The following is a 24,228-nucleotide window of genomic DNA, read 5'->3' as shown; positions in this document are numbered from 1 at the left end:
GCAAGGAAGTCAATTACTTTACTGCATCTGACAAATATACACATGTTAATATAGTAAATATATAAGCTTGCAAAACTGCAACAAATACTTCAAATCCTATTAGTGCAATTATAAACAAAAAAGGTGCAGGTGTAAAAAATATGTTCATATTTATGACGAATCCTGCTATCACTTTGATGATTGTATGACCCGCAATCATATTTGCTGCAAGCCTTATTGATAAACTAATCGGTCTTACTAAATAAGCAAATAATTTAATAATGATGATTATAGGTGCAAGCCACGAAGGAGTTCCTTTTGGTAGCAATATGCGTAAAAATTCTACTCCTCTTTCTTTAAACCCAACAATCGTTATATAAGTAAAAACCACCATTGATAAAGCGAAGGTAACTATCACATGACTTGTAACTGTGAAACTATAAGGAAGAACACCAACTAAATTACACGATAAAATGAAAATAAATACTGTAAATATCAAAGGAATGTGCTCCAAACCTTTGCTTCCAGTGTTACTTTCTATTATTGAAACAACAAAATCATATACATATTCAACTGCAGCTTGCAAATATCCTGGTATTACTGCACCTTTTCTTATTCCAAGGAGCAAAAACAGTACCATTAATATCACCGAGATCATCATAAAAAGAGATGAGTTGGTAAAGTTTATGTCATACCCAAATAATTTTGGTAGTTCTATTATTGTATATACTTTAAATTGTTCTAGCGGATTTAACGCCATTTTGACCCTGTATACTTAAACTGCAGCAGTAAATAAAGTATAAATTTTATAGAATAAAGTCAAGAATTAAGATAAGGAGCTCTGTATTATTAACATATTAACAAAATATACAATTAAAATGCAAATTATAGTCAGCTACCAATCTTATTCTAAATTCTTGACTTAACATCTTATTTTAACTATAATTTAGTTTTAATATGAGGCAATTATGAACGAAATAGATTTTACTAATCCACCTTTAAATTTAGAACAGGAATGTGGTAACGGGTACATCAAGTTTACAGATTATTCTTCTAACTCAGACACTGGTCTTTTCCACATGGCAGGTGAAATGCTAAATGAAAGCCATGATGTTATAGGAAATTTCACTGGTGATGCTTACATTTATAATTTCCATATAGATGATCACAATATGAACATTCAACTCTGCATGGAAATGGACTGCAAAGGTGATATAAAGAAAATTCTTTCTTTGTAGAAAGAGTAGGCTTCTCTGTTGTTTCTTGCAATATAGAAGCCACTTATTACAACAAACTTTAAAAACATCACATTTTACATTACTATGAATTTTTGTTTCTTGTTAGATAAATGAAGTTCACATTATCTTGGTTACTAGAGTACTTAGAAACTAATGCCAATTTAGAAGAAATTACTGGTAAGCTAACTCACATAGGATTGGAAGTCGAAGATATAGTAGATAATACCAAATTAGCTGGATTTGTTGTTGCAAAAGTATTAGAAATCGCACCTCATCCAAATGCTGATAAATTAAAATTATGTAAAGTAAATGATGGAAGTAAAGTTCTGCAGATAGTCTGCGGAGCAAAAAATGTTAAAGAAGGCATGAAGACTGTACTTGCATCTCTTGGTAGCACATTGCCAGAAAGCGACTTTACAATTAAGCCTACAAAAATACGAGGAGTGCTAAGTGAAGGGATGCTCTGCTCTGCTTTCGAACTTGCGCTCACTCAAGAGGAAAGTGAGGGAATAATTGAACTTTCTGATGATTATAAAACAGGAGATAAATTTTTCAATTGCGATCCTGTAATTGACATAAACATCACCCCAAACCGTGGAGATTGCTTAGGCGTATATGGAATAGCTCGAGATTTAGCAGCAACTGGAATTGGAACGTTAAAGGCTTTAAACATTCCACAACTTGCCTGCTCTATAAATTCACCAGTAAACGTCAAAGTTACTGACGGGGAGAGCTTTATTAGTGGAATATACATCACCAATGTAAAAAATAAAGAAAGCCCAAAATGGTTAAAAGATAATTTGGAATCGATAGGAATGCGCTCCATTTCTGCAATAGTTGATATTACTAATTACATCATGATATCTTTTGGCCGCCCAATGCACGCATATGATGCAAAGAAAATAGAAGGTGAGCTCATAGTATGCAAAGCAAATGATGGAAAAAAATTTATTGGTTTAAATGGTAAAGAATATTCATTAAATAAAGAAATAAGAGTTATTTCTGATGATAAAAATGTTCATGGAATTGCTGGAATTATGGGCAGCAAGTATAGCGAATGTACACTTGAAACTACTGATATCTTTTTAGAGTCTGCTTGGTTTGACCCCATCTCCATCACTAAATCTTCAAGGCAGCTAGGCATCTCCACAGACTCAAGTTACAGATTTGCACGTTCAATTGACCCTGAATTTACCCTTGATGGACTCAATCTTGCAGCCAAAATGATTTTGGATTTATGTGGCGGAGAAGTGTCAAGCATAGTGTCTGCTGGCAATTTGAATAAGGCTGATACCAAGATAAATTTTGATTATCAAGATGCAAACAAACTTGGAAGTGTATCTGCATCACCTAATGAGGTATTCGATATTTTAACAAAATTAGGGTTTAGTATTGATAAAAGAACTGAAAATAATTGGAGCGTACATGTACCAAGCTGGAGACCAGACATAACCATACCTGCTGACCTAGTTGAAGAGGTAGTAAGAATATACGGCTATGATAAAATAAAGGAAGAGCAACTAGCAGAAGACGTTACAGTAGAAGAAGAGACACAAGATGATTTGCGCATTTTAATGGCAAGCAGAGGGTTTCATGAAGTGATAACTTGGTCTTTTATGAGTGAATCAACAGCTGAAAAGTTTGGTTACTTGAATAAGTTATTCATTATCGATAATCCATTTAATAATAACTTCAATATAATGAGGCCAAGTGTCATACCAAATTTGTTGCAAGTCACTGCAGATAATATTGCTCACGGGATATCTGATCTCGCAATTTTTGAAATTGGACCAATTTATAATGGTGAGGCTCAGTCTAAGTACGTTTTAAGTGGAATTAGATCAGGAAATAATTCGCCGAAAAACCACTATAACACTGATAGAAAAATAGATATTTTTGACGCAAAGGCTGACCTCATAACAGCTTTGGAACTTTTTAATGTCAATTGTGATAATTTAGCAATAGAGAGAGCAGAAAAAGAATATTATCACCCAGGAAAATCAGGCTCCTTATCTTTTAGAAGTAAAATAGTTGGTTATTTTGGAGAATTGCATCCGAGTATATTGGATTTTTTTAACATCAAACAAAAAATTGTAGGCTTTGAGTTGATATTAGAAAATATCGAAAATTTACCTATAAGTAGAAAAAAATTTATCGATTATAAATATCAAAGTGTAAAACGCGACTTTGCATTTATTGTAAATAAAGATGTAGCAGCAGGCAGTATAATCAATATGGTGAAAAAAAGCTCAGAGCTCATCACAGAAGTTTTGATATTTGATGTATATCATGGAAACAATATAGAATCGAATAAGATGTCTATAGCATTTTCAGTTACTTTCTGCTCTCCAACTCACACTTTAACTGAAGAGGAAATCCAAAAAGAATCAAATATGATAGTAAACTTAGTGTGTGAAAATACTGAAGGAACTTTGAGAGCTCATCATTAAGCCGTAATCGCCGTTTCCTGATTTTGCTGTGTCACGTTTACTTCATCCAATTTATTCCCTATCTTGAATTCAATATCCTTGAAAAACCTATCCCACATTCCATGCAAATGCTCTTCTACTTTAGGCCATACATCATTTTTAAATGTCGTTCCATCATCAGAAAATAAATTGCCCAACAAAGCTCCAAATTCTTCATAACTTGACTTGAGACATTGAAGAAATGTCTCTACTTCCTTATGAGTATCATGTGCCACACTCAATGCTTTCCCTTCTGTGCTATTATCTTTGTTTACAGTAGCTGACCATCCAATCACATTATAATTAAAACCAACTTTGAGAGAGTTCCAAATCCTCCACAAACCACTCTCATTATCTTTTGGTACATTATTTATTATAAGATTTGCTAATCTATCTACTAGAGGAGACAATAAATCTTGACAAAAGTGTTTGATATTATTTTTTATTTTAATAATAGGAGTTTTTATGCACTTTTCTGCCAAATAGTATTCAAGTTCCGCTTCCTCTAATACCTTCTTAACTGCTTTTTCGTTAAAAGTTCCATGCTCGAACGCCTTCAGTAAATCATCTTCTATTATTGCAAATTTTATTTTTTCACGAGATTCTAGTTCTTCTCTATAATCATTTATTGTTTTTTCATTTATCAATAATCCTTTTTCTTCCAATTTCAACTGTTCTAATGTTTTTAGAATTTCTTTGTTATTTTCTAAGTGCTTCTGTACTAGCTTTGTATTTGGATGCTTTTCTCCTCTTCTCTCTTGCTCATATTTTAAGTACTTATTTAAATCCTTACTTTCTTCTATTACTTCTCTTAACGATATAGGTTGATCTAAGCATTCTGCAATTCTCACTCGATGTGAATTAATCTTTTCTACTAGATCTGTTGCCTCCCTTTCTAATAACTTACATGAATTCTCTATACCCTTTGCTTGACCTTTAAATAAATTTTGCATTTTACATTTCGTTATTTCTAAATACATCTTTGCTATAAAATCATTCACTTTACCTGAAGCTTCTTCTAAACTTTCCCCATTCAAAGAACCTTCTATCTCCTCTTCTAAATCTCGAAACTGGTCTATTAAGCTTAATATTCCTAACAGGCTTAACTCACCCTTTGCTTTTCTCATTACTGATTTTACTAGTCTTCGCTTAACTTCTTGATTATCATATTCGAACTTAAAAAGACCTTCTAATCTTCTTCTTAAATTATCCTCCGCTAAGCTATTCTTTTTTATAATCTCGTATATTCCTTTCAATTTTTCATGTCCCTTATCTTCTCCTGCTTCTTTTAAAAAACCTCTTAATTTGCTTTCTAAAACACCATATGTTGAGTTATTCTCTTTTATATCCTTAAATATTTTTTTCAATTTTTCGTGTATCCCATCTGGTCCCTCCTCTTCTAAAAAATCTTTTAATTTCTTTTCTAAATTATCGTTTGTGAAGTTATTTTTTTCTTCATCATATACTTTTTTCAGTTCTTTATGTATCTTAGTATATCTTTCTTCTCCTTTTTTCTTTAAATCCTCAATTCCTTTTTTAGCATTATTTAGAGCTTCTTCTGTTTTTTCAGGATTTATATCCTCATAAACATCAATAATTGCCCTCCCAGCTATTTTCCCTTCTTCTTTAAGCCGTTCCCATTCTGCTTTAAATACAGGAAGTGCATCATCACTTATATCATCTACTTTCATAAGGGACTCTAGCCGATCATCTTCATCAGTCAAATTAAGTGACTCCTTTATTTTTAGTTCTTTCAAATCTTTGATTATCACTTCTTTCTCATTTGGTAATTCCTTACCTTGACTTTCTAATTTCTGTTTCACTAAAGTATTTTTTAGCTCATCCTCCAGTGAAAAATCTTTTCCCCGTCTATTTTGCTGAAACTTAATTGCTTGTATAAAAGCAACTTGATAAGCATTTTCTATTAAGTGAGTTGTCAACTTAGAATCTATGCTACTCACCACTTTCAGCCTGAATTTACTCAATAATTCCTTCAGTTTATCATGTGTAATATCTTTCTTTTCTAGATTCACCAGCTCTTCCATAGTTCTTGCGCATTCTTGAATCGAAGTTGCAATTACACTTCCGATCTCATTACGCAAGGGCTGAAGACCATTTTTTAAATTGATATTAGCTGATAATTTCAGTATGGTATTATGCTCTGAATCTCGTGTCACATTAAACCACTTATTATTTTCATTCTCACATAAGTCTCTAAGTAATCGTTTAAATTGTGGTGGAAATTTTATTTCCATATCCCACGCAATATTTGGTCCAGGATTTCCCTTCTCATGAAAAGATACCTCAATATTTTGGTGCTTATTAGAATACTGCCCCGTACTTATTTTAAGAACAGTAACTAAAGAATGGACTAACTCTCTATTTAAAAGATAAAAAGTAGCCAAAGCAACTGTTGCAGGAACGATTAAGGCTACAAGCACAGTCACATTAACAAAAATTGCCATTGCAGCAAGAGCGCTATATGCCAATCTTTTTGGCACACCTGTTTCACTCTTTTTTGTCTTATCTTCCACTACACCTTCTTGTGTCTTGCTATTTGCTTTAAATCTACTGTATATGACTAACCCCAGTGCAGTAAAAGCAATATAAGGGAGCATTAAAACTGACAGAGCTAAATTTAATACTTTCTTCTCTGGGCAAGCTCTGTTTATCTCTTTCAATATTTCGCTTGACATATTATACCAGGAGGTAAAAAAGTCAGAATTATAACCTTTATAATGAAATATACTGAGTGGGATATTAAAATCAGTTAACCAATCCTGCTTACTTACAGCATCAAAAAACTCTTCTTCCTCTTCCAAAGCAACATTGGAAATAGATTCTACTTTACCTAAACCATCACTATTGTTGTTTAAATCAACAATTTCTTTATGGCTATCTGCAACAACTTGATTCATATTATTACCTTACCCTAAGCAATCTAAGTATAGCATAAACATTACTAACTTTGCAACTTTATTAACTTAATACCAACTGTCAAACCTTGGTATTCCTTAGAATAGAAATCGGCTTCGATCTCTTTATTAATGTCCAAAGATAAGGCAAGAGTCTGCTCTTTTATATATTCAACCCATGTATTTATTGCTTCCTTAATTTTTTCATCTTCTGTTTTTATTGTTACTCTAATTCTATCTGATATATGAAAATCAGCTTGTTTTCTAGTTTCTTGAATAAGCCTCAAAACATCTCTTGCAAGTCCTTCTAGAATTAGTTCGTCATTGAGCTCAGTACTCAGAACAACAATCCCTTTATTGTTATCAAATACAGAAGAATATTCACTGTTTGCTTTTAACAATAGTTCATATTCACCTTTTTCTATAGTATAGTTCTCTGTTTCATCCCCCAGAAATATTTGCTCATTCTCAATTTGCTTCCACTTTTCTTCTTTGACATATTGAACTAGTTTCTTGATTTTATCTGCAATCTTCTTACCAAGTAGCGGAAAATTTAGTTTTAGCTCTAGTGATGCAATATCTTCAAGTCTGTTTACTAATTCTAATTTTTTTACATTTACCTCATCTCTTATTATCTCTTGATATTCATTTTCAAGGAAATCGCAGGAAGACCTATGATAAATGGTCATACTGCCAAGTGGCTGCCTGATGCGTATATTAAACGTATTTCTGATGGATAATGCAGAGTTACATATTTCCCTTACCAAATCCATCTTGGCAATGAGTTCACTGTCATATCTATCTGATTGTGGAAAATCAGCCAAATGAACAGATGTTTCTTTGTACTGAAGCCCTTGCCATATAGTCTCTGTTATGATTGGCAACAAAGGAGCTGCAGCTCGAAGCATGTAATAAAAAACTGTGTACAGAACATTATAAGCGTCGGTTTTATCTTGATCTAAGTCACTTTTCCAAAAACGCTCGCGACTGCGACGAATATACCAATTATTTAGCACTTCAAAAAAATCTGTCAAGATTTTGCAAGCTTCCTGAGAGTTATAGTTGTTCATAGAAGCTCGCATACCTTCCACAGCTTCAAAACATTTTGAAATCATGTAGCAATCAATAGTATTCTGATAATCCCTACAAATCTCAGCTTTAATTCCATCTGCATTTGCATACATAGTAAAAAAGTGATAACTGTTCCAAATAGGTTTTATTACGTTTTTCAGAACATCACGCACTAAATTTCCTTCTTTGTCGAGTAGTAAATTACCACCGCAGACAATGGAACCAGACAGCATAAGAAAACGCAGCGCATCAGAACCATATTTGTCAAACACTTCCATTGGGTCCGCATAATTATTCAGACGTTTGGATAATTTCTGCCCTTTCACATCAAGAACCACACCGTGGCATATGCAGTTCTTAAATGGCTCACTGTCAAATAAAGCAGTGGAAAGCACAAAAAGCGTATAGAACCATCCTCTTGTTTGTGCTATATATTCAGTGATAAAATCCGCAGGGAAATTTTTCTCGAACCATTCTTTATTTTCAAACGGATAGTGAACTTGCGCGAACGGCATCGAGCCAGACTCAAACCAACAATCAAACACATCAGGCACACGACGCATAACTGATTTTCCTGTTGGATCATCAGGATTTGGTCTCGTCAAAGTATCGATAAACGGTCTGTGCAAGTCATCTATCTTAACATTAAAGTCTCGCTCTAGTTCTGCTATTGAGCCATACACATCCACTCTTGGATATTTTGCATCGTCTGATTTCCACACAGGAATTGGAGTACCCCAGAATCGATTGCGTGAAATAGACCAGTCGCGCGCTCCTTCAAGCCATTTTCCAAATTGACCATCTCTAATGTGGTTTGGTATCCAATTAACTCTCTTATTTAGCTCTACCATTCTGCTTTTGAATTTTGTAACGGCAACATACCAAGAAGGCATAGTGCGGTAGATTAAAGGAGTGTCAGTTCTCCAGCAGTGTGGATAATTGTGAATATATTGCTCAGTTTTAAACCAGCTCCCCTGCCTTTTTAATTTCTTGATTACTGTATCATTGGCATCAAAAACATGAACTCCTGCCAAATCTGAAACTTCAGTAGTAAATTTTCCAGCGTTATCAACTGGACAAACAGCTCGAATATCATGGCTTTGGCAAAGGTAAAAATCTTCTTCACCAAATCCAGGAGCAGTGTGCACAACACCAGTACCATCTTCTCCTGTAACATAATCAGCAATGAAAACACGGAACGCATTTTTTGTATCTTTAAAGTAATCAAACAGTGGTTTATAGGAAAGACCTGCAAGATCACTCGCTTTAAGTTTTGTATTACAGTTTTCATATTGAATATTGCTTTGTTCACAGTGGCTGACAAATTTCTCTAAATAACTTTCAGCAAAGATGCAGACTTCACCATTTACTAACACCATACAATACTCAATATCCTCCCCTACTGCCAGTGCAAGATTGCTCGGCAACGTCCAAGGCGTTGTAGTCCAAGCAAGTAATCTACATTTTTGTTTAAATTGCTTTGGATTTTCTAAAAGTTCAAAAGCAACAGTTACAGCTTTGCTAATTTTTTCTCTATATGCATTATCAAGCCTTGTTTCAAAATTAGAGAGTGGAGTTTCGCACGCCCAGCTATAGGGAACAACGCGTATTGATTCATACACCAGACCTTTATCATAAAGCTGCTTAAATGCCCACATGACCGACTCCATGAATGACTTATCCATAGTCTTATAGTCATTGTGAAAATCTACCCATCTTGCTTGTCTATTTACATACTTCTCCCATTCTGATGAAAATTTCATCACAGAAGTACGGCAATTATTATTAAATTTTTCAATGCCAAATTTCTCTATCTCAGTTCTACCAGATATTCTAAGTTCCTTTTCCGCGCCCATCTCAGCCGGTAGCCCATGGCAATCCCAACCAAATCTGCGTTCAACCCTTTTTTGCAGCATAGTTTGATATCTTGCAAATGCATCTTTTATAAAACCAGTAAGCAAGTGTCCGTAATGCGGAAGTCCATTTGCAAACGGAGGCCCATCATAAAATACAAAACAATGATCCTTGGAACGTTTCTCGACTGACTGCTCAAAAATTTTATTTTCCTGCCAAAATTTTATGATTTCCTTTTCTAGCAATGAAAAATCAGGACTGCTGCTTGTATCAGGATAATACTTCATATTCATTTTAACTGGATAAAATCAAAGAATATAGAGCTTTCTGGAAAATTACAAATCCAAAAACTCTGTTTCTATAAACATTGATAGGTATTGACATTATTATACAGCATATTAATAAATCAGACTTATTTACTTAAGTTAAAGATGAATAAAGACAATAACAGTTGGCCTTATCAGAAATTTCACGATGCTAACAAAAATAATAGTAAAAGCAGCGTTATTTGGAGATCGCTTTCTTATGAATATAATAATTCTGGAAAGGTTGAAAAAGTACACTATCAGTGGGAAAAGAAAAAAAATCCCGCAAATCTATTATATCAAGTCTCATATGATTGCGTAACAGAGAGTTGTAGTCCCTTAAGGATTAAATCTAGATAGCTTATAAACTTATAAAAACACACAAAGTGCTTCTACATGAGAGCATAGGAGCACTTTTCTCTAATTAGGCAGCGCATCCCAACAAACTATTTTGCCGAGCTTCCAATATCCTTACATTTACTATTTTATCTTTGTATTTATCGTCAGGATCATCAACGCATACTGATTGCATGTATGGGCTTTTACCAATAATTTGATTTTGGTGTTTACCTTTTTTATCACTGAATAGAACAGATACAGTTTTGCCTATCATACTCTGGTTAAATTCAAGTTGTTGTTCACTAATTAATTTCTGTAAACGAAGAAGGCGCTCTGTTTTAACCTCTTCTGGTACTTGATCTTTTCTTTCCGCCCCTGGCGTTCCTGGCCTTGGGCTATATTTAAAACTATAAGCCTGAGCATATTTTATTTTTTCTACTAATTTCATAGTTTTTTCAAAATCTTTTTCAGTTTCTCCAGGAAAGCCAACGATAAAATCAGAAGAAAATTCAATTTCAGGTTTCAATTTGCGCAATCTGTCTATTATTCCCAAATATTCCTCTGCCGTGTGTTTTCTATTCATTGCATGCAATATTTTATTCGAACCTGACTGCACAGGTAGGTGAACAAACGGCATGAGTTTTGATTCCTCCGCATGTACCAAGTAGAGAGATTCGTGCATATCTCTTGGATGAGAAGTTGTGTAGCGGATTCTTTCTAGCTTTTCAATTTTAGCAATGTGACTAATTAATTTTCCTAAATCCCACACCTCTCCTTCGCACTCTCCATGATAAGCATTAACATTTTGACCGAGCAAATTGATTTCCCTTGCCCCATTTGCAACTAACTTCAATGTTTCACGGAATATTTCATTTACTGGTCGTGAATACTCAGCCCCGCGTGTATATGGTACCACACAAAACGTACAAAATTTATCACAACCTTCTTGTATGGCAAGAAACGCAGAAGAACCCTGGCTATTGCCATAGCATTCATCTGGCAATTTATCAAACTTCGCAACTTCTGGAAAATCAGTATTTATTACATGACCTTTACTTCTGCTTGCTTTGACTATTAACTCCGGTAAAGCAGAAATACTCTGCGGACCAACAACAATATCAACAAAAGGAACCCTTCTGAACACTTCTTCTCCCTCTGCTTGCGCTACACATCCAGCCACCACTATGGTCATTTCCTTATTTTTTTGTGATGAATGGATTCTTCCAAGCTCTGAGTAAAGCTTTTCTGCTGCCTTTTCTCTAATATGACAAGTATTCAATATCACCAAATCAGCTTGTTCTACATCACTAACAACGTTGAACCCTAAAGGCTTAACTATATTCTCCATTAAAATGGAGTCATAAACGTTCATCTGACAGCCGTAAGTTTTAATATATAGGCCTTTCATATTTAAAATTCTTCACACAAATTCTAGCAAATTATACGAAAAACTGAATTCTAGTACAACAGCCAATAAAGATTGCTTGACAAACCTTCTCGCTTTCCTTACTCTAACAGTAGAGGTATTTTAAGAGCTCAAAAATCTATCTTCGTCTGCAGACTTTTCAGTCAATTTTTCAAAAAAAAACGTAGTGTATCTTTTTCAGCACGTGTTCAAATTCTGTTGTATGTGCGCTGCATTTTCTTTCTAATCTTTCAGGAGGATTTTATGTCCAGAATTCCAGATACTTAACCTTTATTCTTAAGCTAAAAACCGATTGGTACCTATGGTTTTTATAAAGAAAGTGCAAAAAATACTTTAAAGAATATGAAATAAAGGTAGAAAAGGTTTGAGTAACCAAAAACTGTTTCCAGGCATAAATTTGTCATGTATACCAAAAAGTAATTACACTAATATAATATTCACACTTATATGCTAATATAGATATAATACTAATTAAAGAGCATGTTATGCAAGAAGAAGTATCAGATTTTACAGATGCTCTTTGTCAAAATAAATGTGATTCCTTTCGAGTGACACTCTCCTATATCTTTCTTTAGGTTATACAGAAGTCTAACACAATTATAGAACAAGCGTAAAAGTTCTGGTAAAGTAGTTTTATTTACAAAAAATATGCTACTTGATATTGAAAAACGCAGCATAACAAATGCACTGTGGAAGTTACAAGAAGCAGATCAAAGGGAGATTTTTACTCTTATACAGAGATTTGAGTTGCCAGAAATATTAGCAAGAATATTAGTTGCTCGTGGTGTTAACATAGAAAATGCACATGACTTCTTACACCCACTAATCAGATCGCTATTACCAGATCCCTTTCACCTCCTTGATATGGATAAAGCTGTTTCTCACATAATAAAAGCAATAAACAATAATGAGAATATTGCAATATTTGGTGATTACGATGTTGATGGTGCAACGTCATCAGCATTGATTAATAGGTACCTAAGAGCGATTGGGACACACTCTATAATCTATATTCCAGATCGTGTTGATGAGGGCTATGGATTGAACACAGATGCTTTATTACAACTTAAAAAGAATGGTATTGATTTATGTATTTCTGTTGATTGCGGTACGCTTGCATATCAACCAATAGAAGATGCAAAAGTCTTTGGACTTGATATTATAGTTGTCGACCATCACCTTGGAACAGAAAAATTACCAAGTGCTGTAGCAGTTGTTAATCCCAACCGCCTTGATGAGAGCTCTCCTTATACTAATCTTGCAGCAGTTGGAGTGTCATTTCTGCTAATTGTTGCTCTTAATAGAAGCCTACGTGAGCAAGGATTTTTTACCAACAAAAAAGAACCAGATTTATTTGATCTACTGGATTTGGTTGCTCTTGGAACTGTTTGCGATGTTATGCAGATTACAGGCCTAAATAGGGCTTTTGTTTTACAAGGATTAAAAGTTATGTCAGCAAGAAAAAATGTTGGCTTACGTGTTTTGTTTGACGCTTTGGGAATCCTTGAAAAACCAAGTGTTTCACGATTAGGGTTTAGCATTGGACCGTGCATAAATGCCGGAGGAAGAATTGGAGAAGCATCGCTCGGTGCAAGGTTGCTTTCCACCGATGATGATGATGCACATTCAATCGCGCTAAAATTAATAGATTTAAATAATGCAAGAAAAATGCTAGAAAATGAGGCTATTTTGGAAGCTACAACACAAGCAGGAAAATTTGCACAATTAGGTGTAAATTTTATAATGGTAAGTGGCAACTGGCACCAGGGAATAATTGGTATAATTGCATCAAGACTAAAGGAGCAATTTCACTTACCAACGATAGTAATATCTTTAAATAATGGAATAGGAAAAGCAAGCTGCAGATCAATTTCTGGGGTAGATATTGGTGCTGCGGTTCTTTCTGCAAAATTTACCAACCTAATCATTGAAGGTGGTGGTCACAGTATGGCAGCAGGATTTTCGATTAAGGAAGATAAAATAAGTGATCTACATGATTTCTTTACTGAAAGATTTGCAAACTCTACAAATGACAAAATCATAAAAGCTGATGGTATAGTAACAGCTAAAGCAATAAACTTATCCCTGTGGAATCAATTGCAACGCTTAGAGCCATTTGGTGTTGGCAATCCTGAACCGAGATTTATCATCCAAGGAGCAAAGATAAGAAAGCCGGAAGTTATAGGAGTTGATCATATAAAATGTTTTATTGCTGATGATAATGTTATGGTAAAAGCTATTGCGTTTCGCTGTGCAAATACTGAGCTTGGCTCTGCTATCATGCAGGGAAATGTTAAATCAATTTTAGGTAAAATCTCTATGAATTATTGGAATGGAAATGAATTTGTGCAGTTTTTAATAGAGGATGTATTGACCATTAGTTGAGTTACTATTTTACAATAATTACCTGTCAATCTCACCAAAGACTATATCGAGTGAACCGATAATTGCTGCAATATCAGCAAGCATATGTCCTTTTGCCATGAAGTCTAAGGCTTGTAAATGCGCAAAGCCAGGTGCTCTTATTCGACATCTATAAGGTCTATTGGTACCATCTGAAACTATATATACTCCAAACTCACCTTTTGGTGCCTCAACAGCTGTGTAAGCTTCACCTTCTGGTACACTATATCCTTCTGAATAAAGCTTAAAATGATGAATCATAGCCTCCATAGATTCTTTCATTTCTGCTCTTGGCGGTGGAGAAATTTTTCTATCTTCAGTTTTTATTGGCCCTTCAGGTATCTTCTCTACGCATTGCTTCACCAAGCTGATAGATTGCCTAATCTCCGCCATTCTTACTAAATAACGGTCATAACAGTCACCATTTTGGCCAATTGGTATATCAAAATCTAGCTGATCATATATCTCATATGGCTGGCTTTTTCGCAGATCCCAAGCAAGCCCAGCAGCACGTAGCATTGGTCCACTAAAGCCCCAATCAAGCGCCTGTTTTATTGATATTTCACTAATTCCTACAGTGCGTTGCTTCCATATCCTATTTTCCGTTAAAAGTTCATCAACATCATCTATATACTTTGGAAATTGCTCTATAAATTTTGCAATATCTTCAATCAAACCTTCTGGGATATCTGCTGCAAGTCCACCTGGCCTTATATAAGCTGCGTGAAATCTTGCACCTGAGGCCCTTTCATAGAACTCGAGTATTTTTTCTCTCTCTTCAAAGAGCCATAAAAGAGGAGTCATCGCCCCAACATCAAGTGCTTGAGAAGATATATTTAGTAAATGATTTAGTATTCTTGTCAGCTCACAAAACAAAACACGCAAATATTTTGCTCTAATTGGAATTTCACATTGCAACAATTTCTCTACACACAACGAATATGCATGCTCTTGTGACATTGGCGACACATAATCAAGGCGGTCAAAATAAGGCAGAGCTTGAAGATATGTTTTATGTTCTATCAATTTTTCAGTGCCACGGTGCAAAAGCCCAATATGGGGGTCTGCTCTCTCGATCACTTCACCATCCATCTCTAAAACAAGTCGTAGCACCCCATGTGCAGCTGGGTGCTGAGGACCAAAATTTAGCATCATTGTCTTTAGATCAGGCATGCTTTGGTAGCTTAAGGTATTGGAATTGTATAGGGTAAAATGTGCTTAAAGTCAATAGGCTTCTTGTACAAGCTATAACTCATCGTTACAATAGAAAAACTCTCAAAAACTTCACCACTTCTTCATGATCTGATAGACAATGTTTATGTGTCACATACAATTATTGCACTTATGTTGATCAAGGCAGCGAAATTATGTATAGATAATTTTGATTGAGAAATAGTTTTCTACTATATAAATTCTACTTTAGAGTAATCAAAATTAATGAAAGACAATAAATATAGTTTAGGTTTAAGGATCATTCATTGGTTAATGTCTGCTTTTATTATTGGCATGCTTTGTTCTGGGCTGTACATGAAAAGTTTGCCGATTAGCAGTGAAATTAAATTCAGCATATACGCTATTCATAAGGCTTGTGGTATCACCGTTCTTGGATTAATTATAGTACGTATATTTTTTCGCGTCTTTACTTATGTTCCGCCATTACCAGCCAATTTTTCTCGATTTGTAATCAATGCGAGCAAAACGATACACTTTGGTTTATATGCTTTGATGGTGCTAATGCCACTATCTGGTTATGTCATGTCTTCTGCTTCTAGCAAAGAGATCAAATATTTTTTTCACATCCCTTTGTTAATCAATGAAAACAAAGAGCTAGCTAGCGTAGCTAATCAGCTACATTCGATACTTGCATATTTTATGATACTCTTTATAGCCTTGCATATAATTGGTGCTTTAAAACACACATTTATAGATAAACAAAACATTTTTAAACGTATGATATAGGTTGTATGTTAAATAGCCTCTGGAAAAAAGGAACGAATTTTCTTGGTAGTGAATTTGCCATAATGGGTGGTGCTATGAGCTGGGTTTCAGAGAGAAATTTGGTTTCAGCAATCTCAAATGCTGGTGGATTTGGCGTGATTGCTTGCGGTGCAATGTTTCCAGACTTACTGAAAAAAGAAATCATAGAGACACAGAAATTAACTAACAAACCATTTGGTGTAAATCTAATTACTATGCACCCAAAGTTGAGTGAGTTGATAGATGTGTGCATTGAAACGAAAGTAAGCCATATAGTGCTTGCCGGTGGACTACCAACGAAGCCTAATATAGAAAAAATCAAGAGTGCGGGCATTGAAGTTATGTGTTTTGCACCAGCATTAAGCCTCGCGAAAAGGTTAGTAAAAATGGGAGTAGATGCGTTAATAATAGAAGGAATGGAAGCAGGTGGGCACATAGGTCCAGTTAGCACTTCTGTTCTCGCACAAGAGATATTGCCTCATTTTAAAAATGAACAAATACCAGTGTTTGTCGCAGGTGGAATAGGAAGAGGCGAAATGATAGTGAACTATCTAGAAATGGGAGCAAGTGGCTGTCAAATAGGTACATTATTTGTCTGCACGAATGAGTCAATCGCTCACAAAAATTTTAAAGAAGTATTCATCAAATCAGCTGCGCGTAATGCTGTATCTTCTGTGCAGATTAGTGCTGATTTCCCTGTAATTCCAGTAAGGGCTATAGTTAACAAAGCAAGTGACGATTTTATGGAGCATCAAAGAGACATTATTGATAAATATCAAAATGGAGAAATCTCAAAAGAAAATGGGCAGCTTGAAATAGAAAAGTTCTGGGCTGGAGCCTTAAGAAGGGCAGTAATTGATGGAGATGTTGAAACAGGATCTTTAATGGCCGGTCAAAGTGTTGGCATGGTTGATAGAGAAAAGCCTGTAAAAGAAGTAATAGATATGCTAGTTCAACAGGCAAGCAATTATGTTGAAATGTAAAATCAGTAATCAGCAAAGAAAATAGTTAGCAAATTGCTATAATTATCCGCAATAAGGCATAACTGCCCAGTTTTAACGTAAAATTAACGCTAAAGAGGTATTCATACATTTTGTTATATATGGAGAAATGTTATGCTAAGTCCTTTTGCAAAACATCAGAAGAGTAATGAAGATATTAATCAACAATTGTACAATACTATATACAAAAAGGTAACAAAAAAAACACATAGTAATCAAAGTCCAAAAAAAAATGGAGATGGAACTATCACAAAATGCATAGAGTTGTTCAACAAAGGAGCTGATCCTAACGTATTAATTCAATTAGAAAAATTACTGAGAGAGCAAGAAGAATATCAAAAATACTATAATTATTACACCGAGAAATTTCTTCCAGCATTGGAAAAAGAAGTAATGGGATCAGAGGTCGGACTTCCAGTATTTAAGAATGAAATAGAACAATCACAAGGATCACCAACAAGAAGAGAAAAAATATTAGAAATAATTTTAGAGATTACAGGAATTACTAATAAAAGCAGTGACAAAAATAATTCTAGTAGCGTTATTCAAAATCAAAAAGATAGACAAGGTAATGCTATGGAACTATTTAACAAACAAAGTCTTTCTGGTGAAGTTGAAATTCCCAAAAATTCAGGTATTAATCCTCTGGAAAAGGATTCTTTAGCTAAGGGTGTAAGTGGAATAGGAATCTCTGGAACATATAATTCCTTGAGAAGTTTAGATAGTTATGATGCTTCAACAATTCTTACATCAAAACAATCGCAAGCAAGAAAGGAGATCGCACAATCACAATTGAATAGTCAATCTGATCTTTCGATTGATAGTAAAGATTTAAAAAATGAAAAGCCTAATATAACTGTGAATGCTGTAGAAGTGCCAAGCGGTGCAAATACTTCTAAACTCAGTAGTAGTAGTGATTTAGATAGCGGAATAAATTCATCTAGCTTGGCATCAAGTAGCAGAAGGAAAAGCTTAACTTCAGTAACAAGCATTTCATCTGAGGAAAGTGTACACTTAAAATTAAACCCTGCTGAGGAAGATAATAGTTTGCAACCAGAAGATGAAGAAGAGACAAAATTAGCACATCCAACCAAAACAAGGCCCAAAGGGCCAAGTGGAAGAAGATCCCCTTCTAAATATCATAAGAAGATTGAAAAAGTTCAAGAAGGGCTAGCTCAGCTATCACCTCATTGTGTGATCTCAATGACAAGCAGTAAGGTAAGAGATACAATGCTATCTAACAATTATGAAAATAATAGTAAAATCAAAAACAAAAATCTTCACGTCGCACTTGTAACAAGTTCTGCTCTCTTAGCAATAGGGTGCATTGTTGCAGGAGCAATGACATCAGGATTAGTAGGAGCAGGACTGTTTGTGGTGGCTGCAGTGTTTGCTACAGCAGCTGCTGCTGAATTTTGTTCAAATATTCTGTCAAGTAAATTGACATCCATTAATGTGAGTCCTCTTGTTGACGATAAAAAGCTTGCGGCGTGGTAAAAATTAAATATGAGTTACTTATGGTGAGCAAGTGAATTCGGTTCTTGCCTATTGATGTAAAAATTGTTACATTTGAGGAGTATCTTAAAGGTATTTAGCTGATGCATATTCAATTGGGTAGAGTTTTTGCTATTGTAGCCCTGTTAAGTTTTATTTTCATGTCGTGTTCTAGCAAAGCAAGTGATGAATTGAAAAATATACCAGGAACGTTGAAAGAACTTATTTCTTCATTTTCAGTTAAAGATACTGTAGAAAATATGAGTCCCTCAACAATTATAGGTTTATGTATAGCTACAGTGATACTCGCAGTAGTGTTCAGAGGCCTAATTTTTTTCATGATAATATTTGGCGTACTGATCATGATGTTTGGAAGCACAGAAAAGGCAACAGATTACCTGAAAGAAAAATTCAACTTTGCAAAGGACATACAGTTACAATCCAATAACAAAAAAGAAGATAAGGATTAAGTAAGATAGATGATTCTTTATTATCTTTTTATTGAATACGCATGATATTGTATGCAACCAAAAGTACCAGCCACTAGCTCTAATTCTGAAAAAAAGAACAATTTAGCGTTACTAGAAAGTATTAATTTAGATTTTATCCCTTATGCTTGCCACTACGATGAAGAAACTATACTAACAAAACAGGGGGAATTATTAAAAATAATCAAATTAGAAGACTATTCTTCAGTTGATAACTATGGTGATCTTAGAACTGAAATTAGAAAAAGTATATCAAAAAATATCAAGAGTTTATATTTTACCGTTTGGATTCACACTGTCCGTAAGCGCAATAAACTGAGCTTACAGTGGAATAAAACTGCAGACTTTTCCGATCAGCTACACTCAACGTGGTTTAATAAACTAGTTGATAGTAAACTACAGTATATAAATGAATTGTACATTGTGGTGTTACTTAGTGATTTTGGCAAAAATATTAATAATGCATTTTTTTTTGGCGGGATAAAGAATAGGCACAAGTTATTTTTACAAAAAAATCATCAAGAATTACAAAAAATAACTGACCTGATTCAAAAAGATTTAGAACCTTTTGGAGCTAAAAAACTGGGCCTTAGGTCTAGTGAAGGTAAAATATATTCTCAAATGATGGAATTTCTCCATTACATTATTACATTAACGCACAAAGATTATCCAATATGTGAAAGGGACCTATCGCAGCATGTGAAAAACCTAAAAGTAGCTTTCGGTTTCAATAAATTTCAAACATCGTTTGAAGGTCAACAGAAGTTTGGTTCTATTTTTTGCATAAAGGAATATCGAGAAATCCCCTTAGAAAATATAGATAGGTGTTTGCAACTTGACTCTGAGCTTATCATCACAGAAATAATAATATTTACTAGTAATAATAAAGCAGTAAAAGAATTCAAAAAACAAATTAATATACTGCAAATCAGTGAGGACAATACCTTACTTCAAAACTCAGGAATAAATGAAATAATAGAGCTTGAAAAAATTTCTGCTATGGATTTTTGTCAACAGAAAATTATTGTTACAATCTTTGCAGATGATAAGAATAGGTTAGCTAAAAATATCAGCGATTTATCCTCTGTAATGTCGTTAATCGGGTTGATGATGTTTAGAACTGATCTGCACATGGAAAATCATTTTTGGGCACAGCTTCCTGGAAACTTTGCTTTTGTTACACAACCAAAAAATATATTAGAAAAATATGCTTGCAGCTTTGCTATGTTGCATGATTTTACATCAGGTACGTTGAAAGGAGGAAGATGGAAAGAAGCAGTAACAGTTTTTTTTTCAAAAAAAGGCAGTCCTTACTTTTTTAACTTTCATGGAAAGAAAAATAATGGTCATACCACAATACTTGGAGCTCCAAATTCAGGTAGAACCTCACTGATCAATTTCTTACTTTCGGAATCAAGAAAATTTAACCCTAGGATTGTTATATTGGATAATACTGGAAAATCAATAATATTTACTAAAGCAGTAAGCGGCCAATATTACATAATTGATCCAAAATATAAAGATAAAAGTCTAAAATTTAACCCACTGAACATTGAAGATAGTGCTTCTAATCGCAATATGCTTGTTGAATTGATCAAAAGGATGGTTGCAGATGCAAGTTTGGTAGACGTAGAAGAAAAGACAAAAAAAATTGTAGATTCTATATTTGCTATACCAAGAGAATCGCGCTCTATTTCTCAAATTTCTGAAGTGCTTTTACTTCTTGGAGGCAAAATAAGTAAATGGTGTGGTGAAGGTGAATTTGCTTACTTATTCCAAGATGGTGATGAGTCAGATATTGACTGGGGAACAAAAACTATATCCCTCAATACTGCAAATCTCACTAAGCAAAAAGAATGTATGTCCGTGATACTTTACTATTTCTTATACTCTTTCGAAGCAAAATGTGATGGCTCACCTGCAATACTTGTTTTGGATGAAGCATGGGAGGTAAGTAATATTTTTCCTACAGAGGGAGAGTTTGACGACTGGATGCAAAGAATGACAAAGTTAAATGTTGTAGTAATTCTAAGTACTGAAAACTTAAACCTAGCATTTGCTAGCAAGTTTACTCAATATTTAGATAAGCATGTCGATACGAGGATCCTGATGCCGAACATAAATGCAAACAGGTTATACATGAAAGCATTTTCTCTGTCGAAAGAGGAACTGAATGTCATTTTGCAAACACCAACACAGGAAGGTTTATTTTTGATAAAGCAATACAAAGGTTTAGTAACTTTAAATCTAGATTTGAAGAATATGAAAGAAATACATGTACTTTCAGCTAATAAAGAGACTATAAAGTATATGTATGAAGCAATAAAGGAAAAAGGCGAAAAAGTGAGTAAGTGGTTACCGGCGTTCTATGAAAAATGTAAAGCTTAATTTTTTATTGATATTCTCCTTGATATTTTGTCTTTCTTATCAAGGATATGCTGATTGTCCGTATTTTGTAAAGAGCAATACTGAACTTGAGGTTGTAGGAAATAAAACAGGAAAAGGTATTGCAAATTTTTTTAAAGGCAAGTGGAGCGATTTAGACTTTGACAAAAAATTATTGCAATTTATTAAAGTTACAGCAGTAAATACTCAGGGACCAGAAGGTTACTTCGATCCAAAGATTAAGGTCTGCAATTACAAAGGGAACGACAACTGTTATATATTATCCAGTGGAACATCTTGCCACAAAATATATGGCACACAAGCCACAGGTGCTGGAGTTTCTGCAGCAGCTTTTATCGATTGGGAAGGAGATAAAATGTTAGCTGATGGAACAATTAAGACAGATAACAGTAAAGAAATCAAAGAAGGAATTGCGAAACGCCTTGAATGGGAATGGGCAGATGGTGTTACTGATGAAGAAAAAGTAAAATTTGTTAATGCCCCTAAAATATGCGCTTGTAGTCAAAAGGGGGCTTGTATGTCAGGAATTTCTTCATGGGGCTCTAGAGTATTTTCTGGGGAAAATATTTTTCGTCCTGGAGAGATGGAAAAAGCTTGTGATACATGCTATCAAACAAAAGTAAAGTGTGCCCCTGTGCAACTTGCACCTGGTCCACCTCCATTTTGCGAACAACTTGCGATGTCACCACCACAAGTTAGAATTGTTCCTATAACAAATGAAGAAAATGATTATTTCCATCCAAGAGTTGGAGTCATTATTGGTGAGCTGAAAGAAAGAAGGGAGCTACCTTTTCCGCGCGGTTTTTCAAATAGTGAGAATACTCCAATTTATCCATTTACTATTAAAGATACTATCCATTATCTCAAAACCTATAGAAAAAAAGGTCAGCTCTGCGCTGAATACTATGGTACTGAGGAAGAAGAGTCCGAAAGAAAATTACAATTTCCTGCTCGCTGCTTCCCAGCGCCACCTGCTCCAAAGATTGAAGAAGTGAGCATACCAAAGCCTAATGAGGGTAAAGGCGAAAATACGCTAAAAGTAAAAATAAAGATGAGTGAGAACGTTTGTACTTATGACGCACGTGGAACTCACAGTAATGGCATCTGTACTTTTTATGTTAATAAAAATTCTCCTACATATGTTGGCCATCTACCTTTAAAAGTAGTAAAGCCAGCAATAGTGGCAAAAACAACTGATAGCAGTAACAGTAAAAGCGACATCGATAGCGTAATAGAAGGTATATTAAAAAATAATTCGCAATTTGAAGTTCTAGAAAAATATGGGTATGTTCCCGATATCGAAGCAGAATGTAAAGAGCTTCAGAATGGTAAGTGCAAACTAGATGGCTCAGGATATCCAAAAGTAGAAATAAAATATAAAGAAAATTCTAAAAGTAAAATGCTCTGCCTTTCTGGGTGGCAACCAGAACCAGAGGAGTTTGTTCTTAAAAAAGAAAGTAAGCTAATATCGCTAAAATCAATGGGGGCAAGATACAATAAATACAATACTGTTTATTCAAAGGAGTCTGATCAGCTTTATTATTTTCCCTGTAACGAAACAATTGAGGTTTTAGCAAAGCCACAAGATGCACTGAATGAAATAATATTTAATAAAAAAGGATATATTTCCATTCCTGCTGAAAATAAGTCTAGAGATAACTGCATGGCAAAAGAGGATAAAGAGGTAGATACAAAACAAAATTGTGACAAATGCAAAATAGTATATGAGTTAACAGATGGAAAGTATGAAGAAAAAAACTGTAATCACGGTGATGATGGTTGCCTCTGCTTTGATGGAGTATGTAGTCGCTCAACACAGTATGTAGATAAGAATGATAAACTATTTTACTTAAGATATGAGGAAGTGGATTGCAAGGATAAGGATGGTAAAACAGTAAAAAACGAGAAAGGTGAAATACAAAAGTGCACACAATTAAAAAATCAACCGATTAAAGCAAATAGAACAGAAGTCTTTTTTGCTGATAAATTATGCAGATTCGATTTAGATGGTTTAAAAAAGAGATTGCGTGAAATAATAATAGCACAATTGAAACATAAGAAGAAGATTATTGAAGACAGGGATCAAAAACTTTATGAGCTTGGAGATGGCTATACAGATGATCTGTCAATGTATGATTACGTTGAAATAGAAGCATGGGGAGGTGGTGAAGCTGGTCATATAGCTGATAAAGCTCAGTCTACTGTAAGTAGACTAGGAATGCCAGGTGATTACATTAAAGCTAAACTGAGAGTCAACCCTAGTTATCCATATATTAAAGTAAAAGTGACAGAAGGAGGTGGTGGACAAGAAGATGATGAATCTAACAAGGATGGGGGACCAACTTTAATAAAAATGTGCAGAGACTCTTCAGAAACAATTTGTAAAGATTTAATTACTGTTGCAGGCGGAGGTACATACAGAACCTATGGGGGAAGGGATTACAAAGATACAATAATTCATGAACAAAGTTTAAAATTAAAAGAAGAAATTAAGAAAGGGGACAAGCTAAACTCTAGTAAAGATAATAAAATAGCATATATAGAAAATGGTGATATTGGGTATAAAGATGTAACAAAATGTAGTAAAAACTACGTGAATAAAACATATGGTGCTGGCGGTTGCATCAACGAAAGCAGCAAAAATTATAGCAAGGGCGCTCCTGGTTATGTGAAAATTAAACCTATATTTGATGAAATTAATAAAGAAAGAGTAAAAAAAATAGATGATGCTATTGAAAAAATGATACAAAATCCAGATGACATCACAGGTATTGATGATTCCTTAATAAATAAACTTGATCAAAAGATTATTGATACAATTAAAGAAGAAATTAGAAAAGAATTGTTAGGTCTATAGTCAAAGA

At 34.4% G+C, this 24,228-nt stretch carries 14 protein-coding genes; 9 read left to right on the top strand and 5 right to left on the bottom strand.

Translation table 11 applies throughout. From position 1 onward, the window contains the following. Nucleotides 1-13: 13 nt before the first annotated feature. Entirely contained in the window at nt 14-739 is a 726-nt protein-coding gene (locus tag OPR30_RS01310) for a F0F1 ATP synthase subunit A (RefSeq protein WP_007302047.1), read from the bottom strand. A 208-nt stretch (nt 740-947) separates the two neighbouring features. Between OPR30_RS01310 and OPR30_RS01305 the strand changes: the two genes are divergently transcribed. Together OPR30_RS01305 and pheT are read left to right on the top strand one after the other, a co-directional pair. Then, the gene (locus OPR30_RS01305; protein ID WP_010402566.1) at nt 948-1,217 is read left to right on the top strand and encodes a hypothetical protein; all 270 of its coding nucleotides are present in this window, start codon (nt 948-950) and stop codon (nt 1,215-1,217) included. 110 nt (nt 1,218-1,327) lie between these two features. Then, nucleotides 1,328-3,667 (top strand): phenylalanine--tRNA ligase subunit beta, encoded by a 2,340-nt coding sequence (gene pheT / locus OPR30_RS01300; RefSeq protein ID WP_265030918.1) that lies wholly within the window; start codon nt 1,328-1,330, stop codon nt 3,665-3,667. Here pheT and OPR30_RS01295 read toward each other — a convergent pair. The 3 genes from OPR30_RS01295 to miaB all read right to left on the bottom strand — a co-directional run bounded on the left by OPR30_RS01295 (nt 3,664) and on the right by miaB (nt 11,577). Beyond that, nucleotides 3,664-6,603, bottom strand: a complete 2,940-nt coding sequence (locus tag OPR30_RS01295; RefSeq protein WP_265030916.1) for a hypothetical protein — start codon at nt 6,601-6,603, stop codon at nt 3,664-3,666. The two genes, pheT and OPR30_RS01295, sit on opposite strands and share 4 nt — an antisense overlap. A 44-nt stretch (nt 6,604-6,647) precedes the next feature. Then, nucleotides 6,648-9,818 (bottom strand): isoleucine--tRNA ligase, encoded by a 3,171-nt coding sequence (ileS, locus tag OPR30_RS01290; RefSeq protein ID WP_265030914.1) that lies wholly within the window; start codon nt 9,816-9,818, stop codon nt 6,648-6,650. A gap of 436 nt (nt 9,819-10,254) precedes the next feature. Beyond that, nucleotides 10,255-11,577 (bottom strand): tRNA (N6-isopentenyl adenosine(37)-C2)-methylthiotransferase MiaB, encoded by a 1,323-nt coding sequence (gene miaB, locus OPR30_RS01285; protein ID WP_265030912.1) that lies wholly within the window; start codon nt 11,575-11,577, stop codon nt 10,255-10,257. Between the two features lie 666 nt (nt 11,578-12,243). On the opposite strand from miaB, the gene recJ reads away from it, so the two are divergent. Further along, complete coding sequence (recJ, locus tag OPR30_RS01280) at nt 12,244-13,980, top strand: single-stranded-DNA-specific exonuclease RecJ (RefSeq protein WP_265030910.1); 1,737 nt, start codon at nt 12,244-12,246, stop codon at nt 13,978-13,980. Between the two features lie 18 nt (nt 13,981-13,998). On the opposite strand, the gene OPR30_RS01275 is transcribed toward recJ, so the two are convergent. Next, nucleotides 13,999-15,171, bottom strand: coding sequence for an NADH-quinone oxidoreductase subunit D (locus OPR30_RS01275; RefSeq protein WP_265030909.1), 1,173 nt, complete (start codon nt 15,169-15,171; stop codon nt 13,999-14,001). Nucleotides 15,172-15,435: 264 nt separating this feature from the next. Here OPR30_RS01275 and OPR30_RS01270 point away from each other — a divergent pair, with 264 nt between their 5' ends. The 6 genes from OPR30_RS01270 to OPR30_RS01245 all read left to right on the top strand — a co-directional run bounded on the left by OPR30_RS01270 (nt 15,436) and on the right by OPR30_RS01245 (nt 24,221). Then, nucleotides 15,436-15,957 (top strand): cytochrome b, encoded by a 522-nt coding sequence (locus tag OPR30_RS01270; RefSeq protein ID WP_265030908.1) that lies wholly within the window; start codon nt 15,436-15,438, stop codon nt 15,955-15,957. 5 nt (nt 15,958-15,962) lie between these two features. Then, nucleotides 15,963-16,958 carry an NAD(P)H-dependent flavin oxidoreductase gene (locus tag OPR30_RS01265; RefSeq protein ID WP_265030906.1) on the top strand — a complete coding sequence of 332 codons (996 nt, stop codon included), beginning with the start codon at nt 15,963-15,965 and terminating at the stop codon, nt 16,956-16,958. A 132-nt stretch (nt 16,959-17,090) separates the two neighbouring features. After that, a complete protein-coding gene (locus OPR30_RS01260) occupies nt 17,091-18,473 on the top strand; it encodes a DUF350 domain-containing protein (RefSeq protein WP_265030905.1) in 1,383 nt (460 codons plus the stop codon). A 101-nt stretch (nt 18,474-18,574) separates the two neighbouring features. After that, nucleotides 18,575-18,940: a hypothetical protein gene (locus OPR30_RS01255; RefSeq protein ID WP_226079535.1), complete on the top strand. Its 366-nt coding sequence runs from the start codon at nt 18,575-18,577 to the stop codon at nt 18,938-18,940. 51 nt (nt 18,941-18,991) lie between these two features. Beyond that, nucleotides 18,992-21,346, top strand: a complete 2,355-nt coding sequence (locus tag OPR30_RS01250; protein ID WP_264377435.1) for a VirB4 family type IV secretion/conjugal transfer ATPase — start codon at nt 18,992-18,994, stop codon at nt 21,344-21,346. Then, complete coding sequence (locus OPR30_RS01245) at nt 21,327-24,221, top strand: hypothetical protein (RefSeq protein ID WP_265030904.1); 2,895 nt, start codon at nt 21,327-21,329, stop codon at nt 24,219-24,221. Before OPR30_RS01250 ends, OPR30_RS01245 begins: the two co-directional genes overlap by 20 nt. Nucleotides 24,222-24,228: the final 7 nt, after the last annotated feature.

Source organism: Wolbachia endosymbiont (group B) of Athalia cordata (assembly GCF_947251845.1).
Classification (GTDB): domain Bacteria; phylum Pseudomonadota; class Alphaproteobacteria; order Rickettsiales; family Anaplasmataceae; genus Wolbachia.
This window is presented reverse-complemented; position numbering and strand designations above follow the sequence as displayed.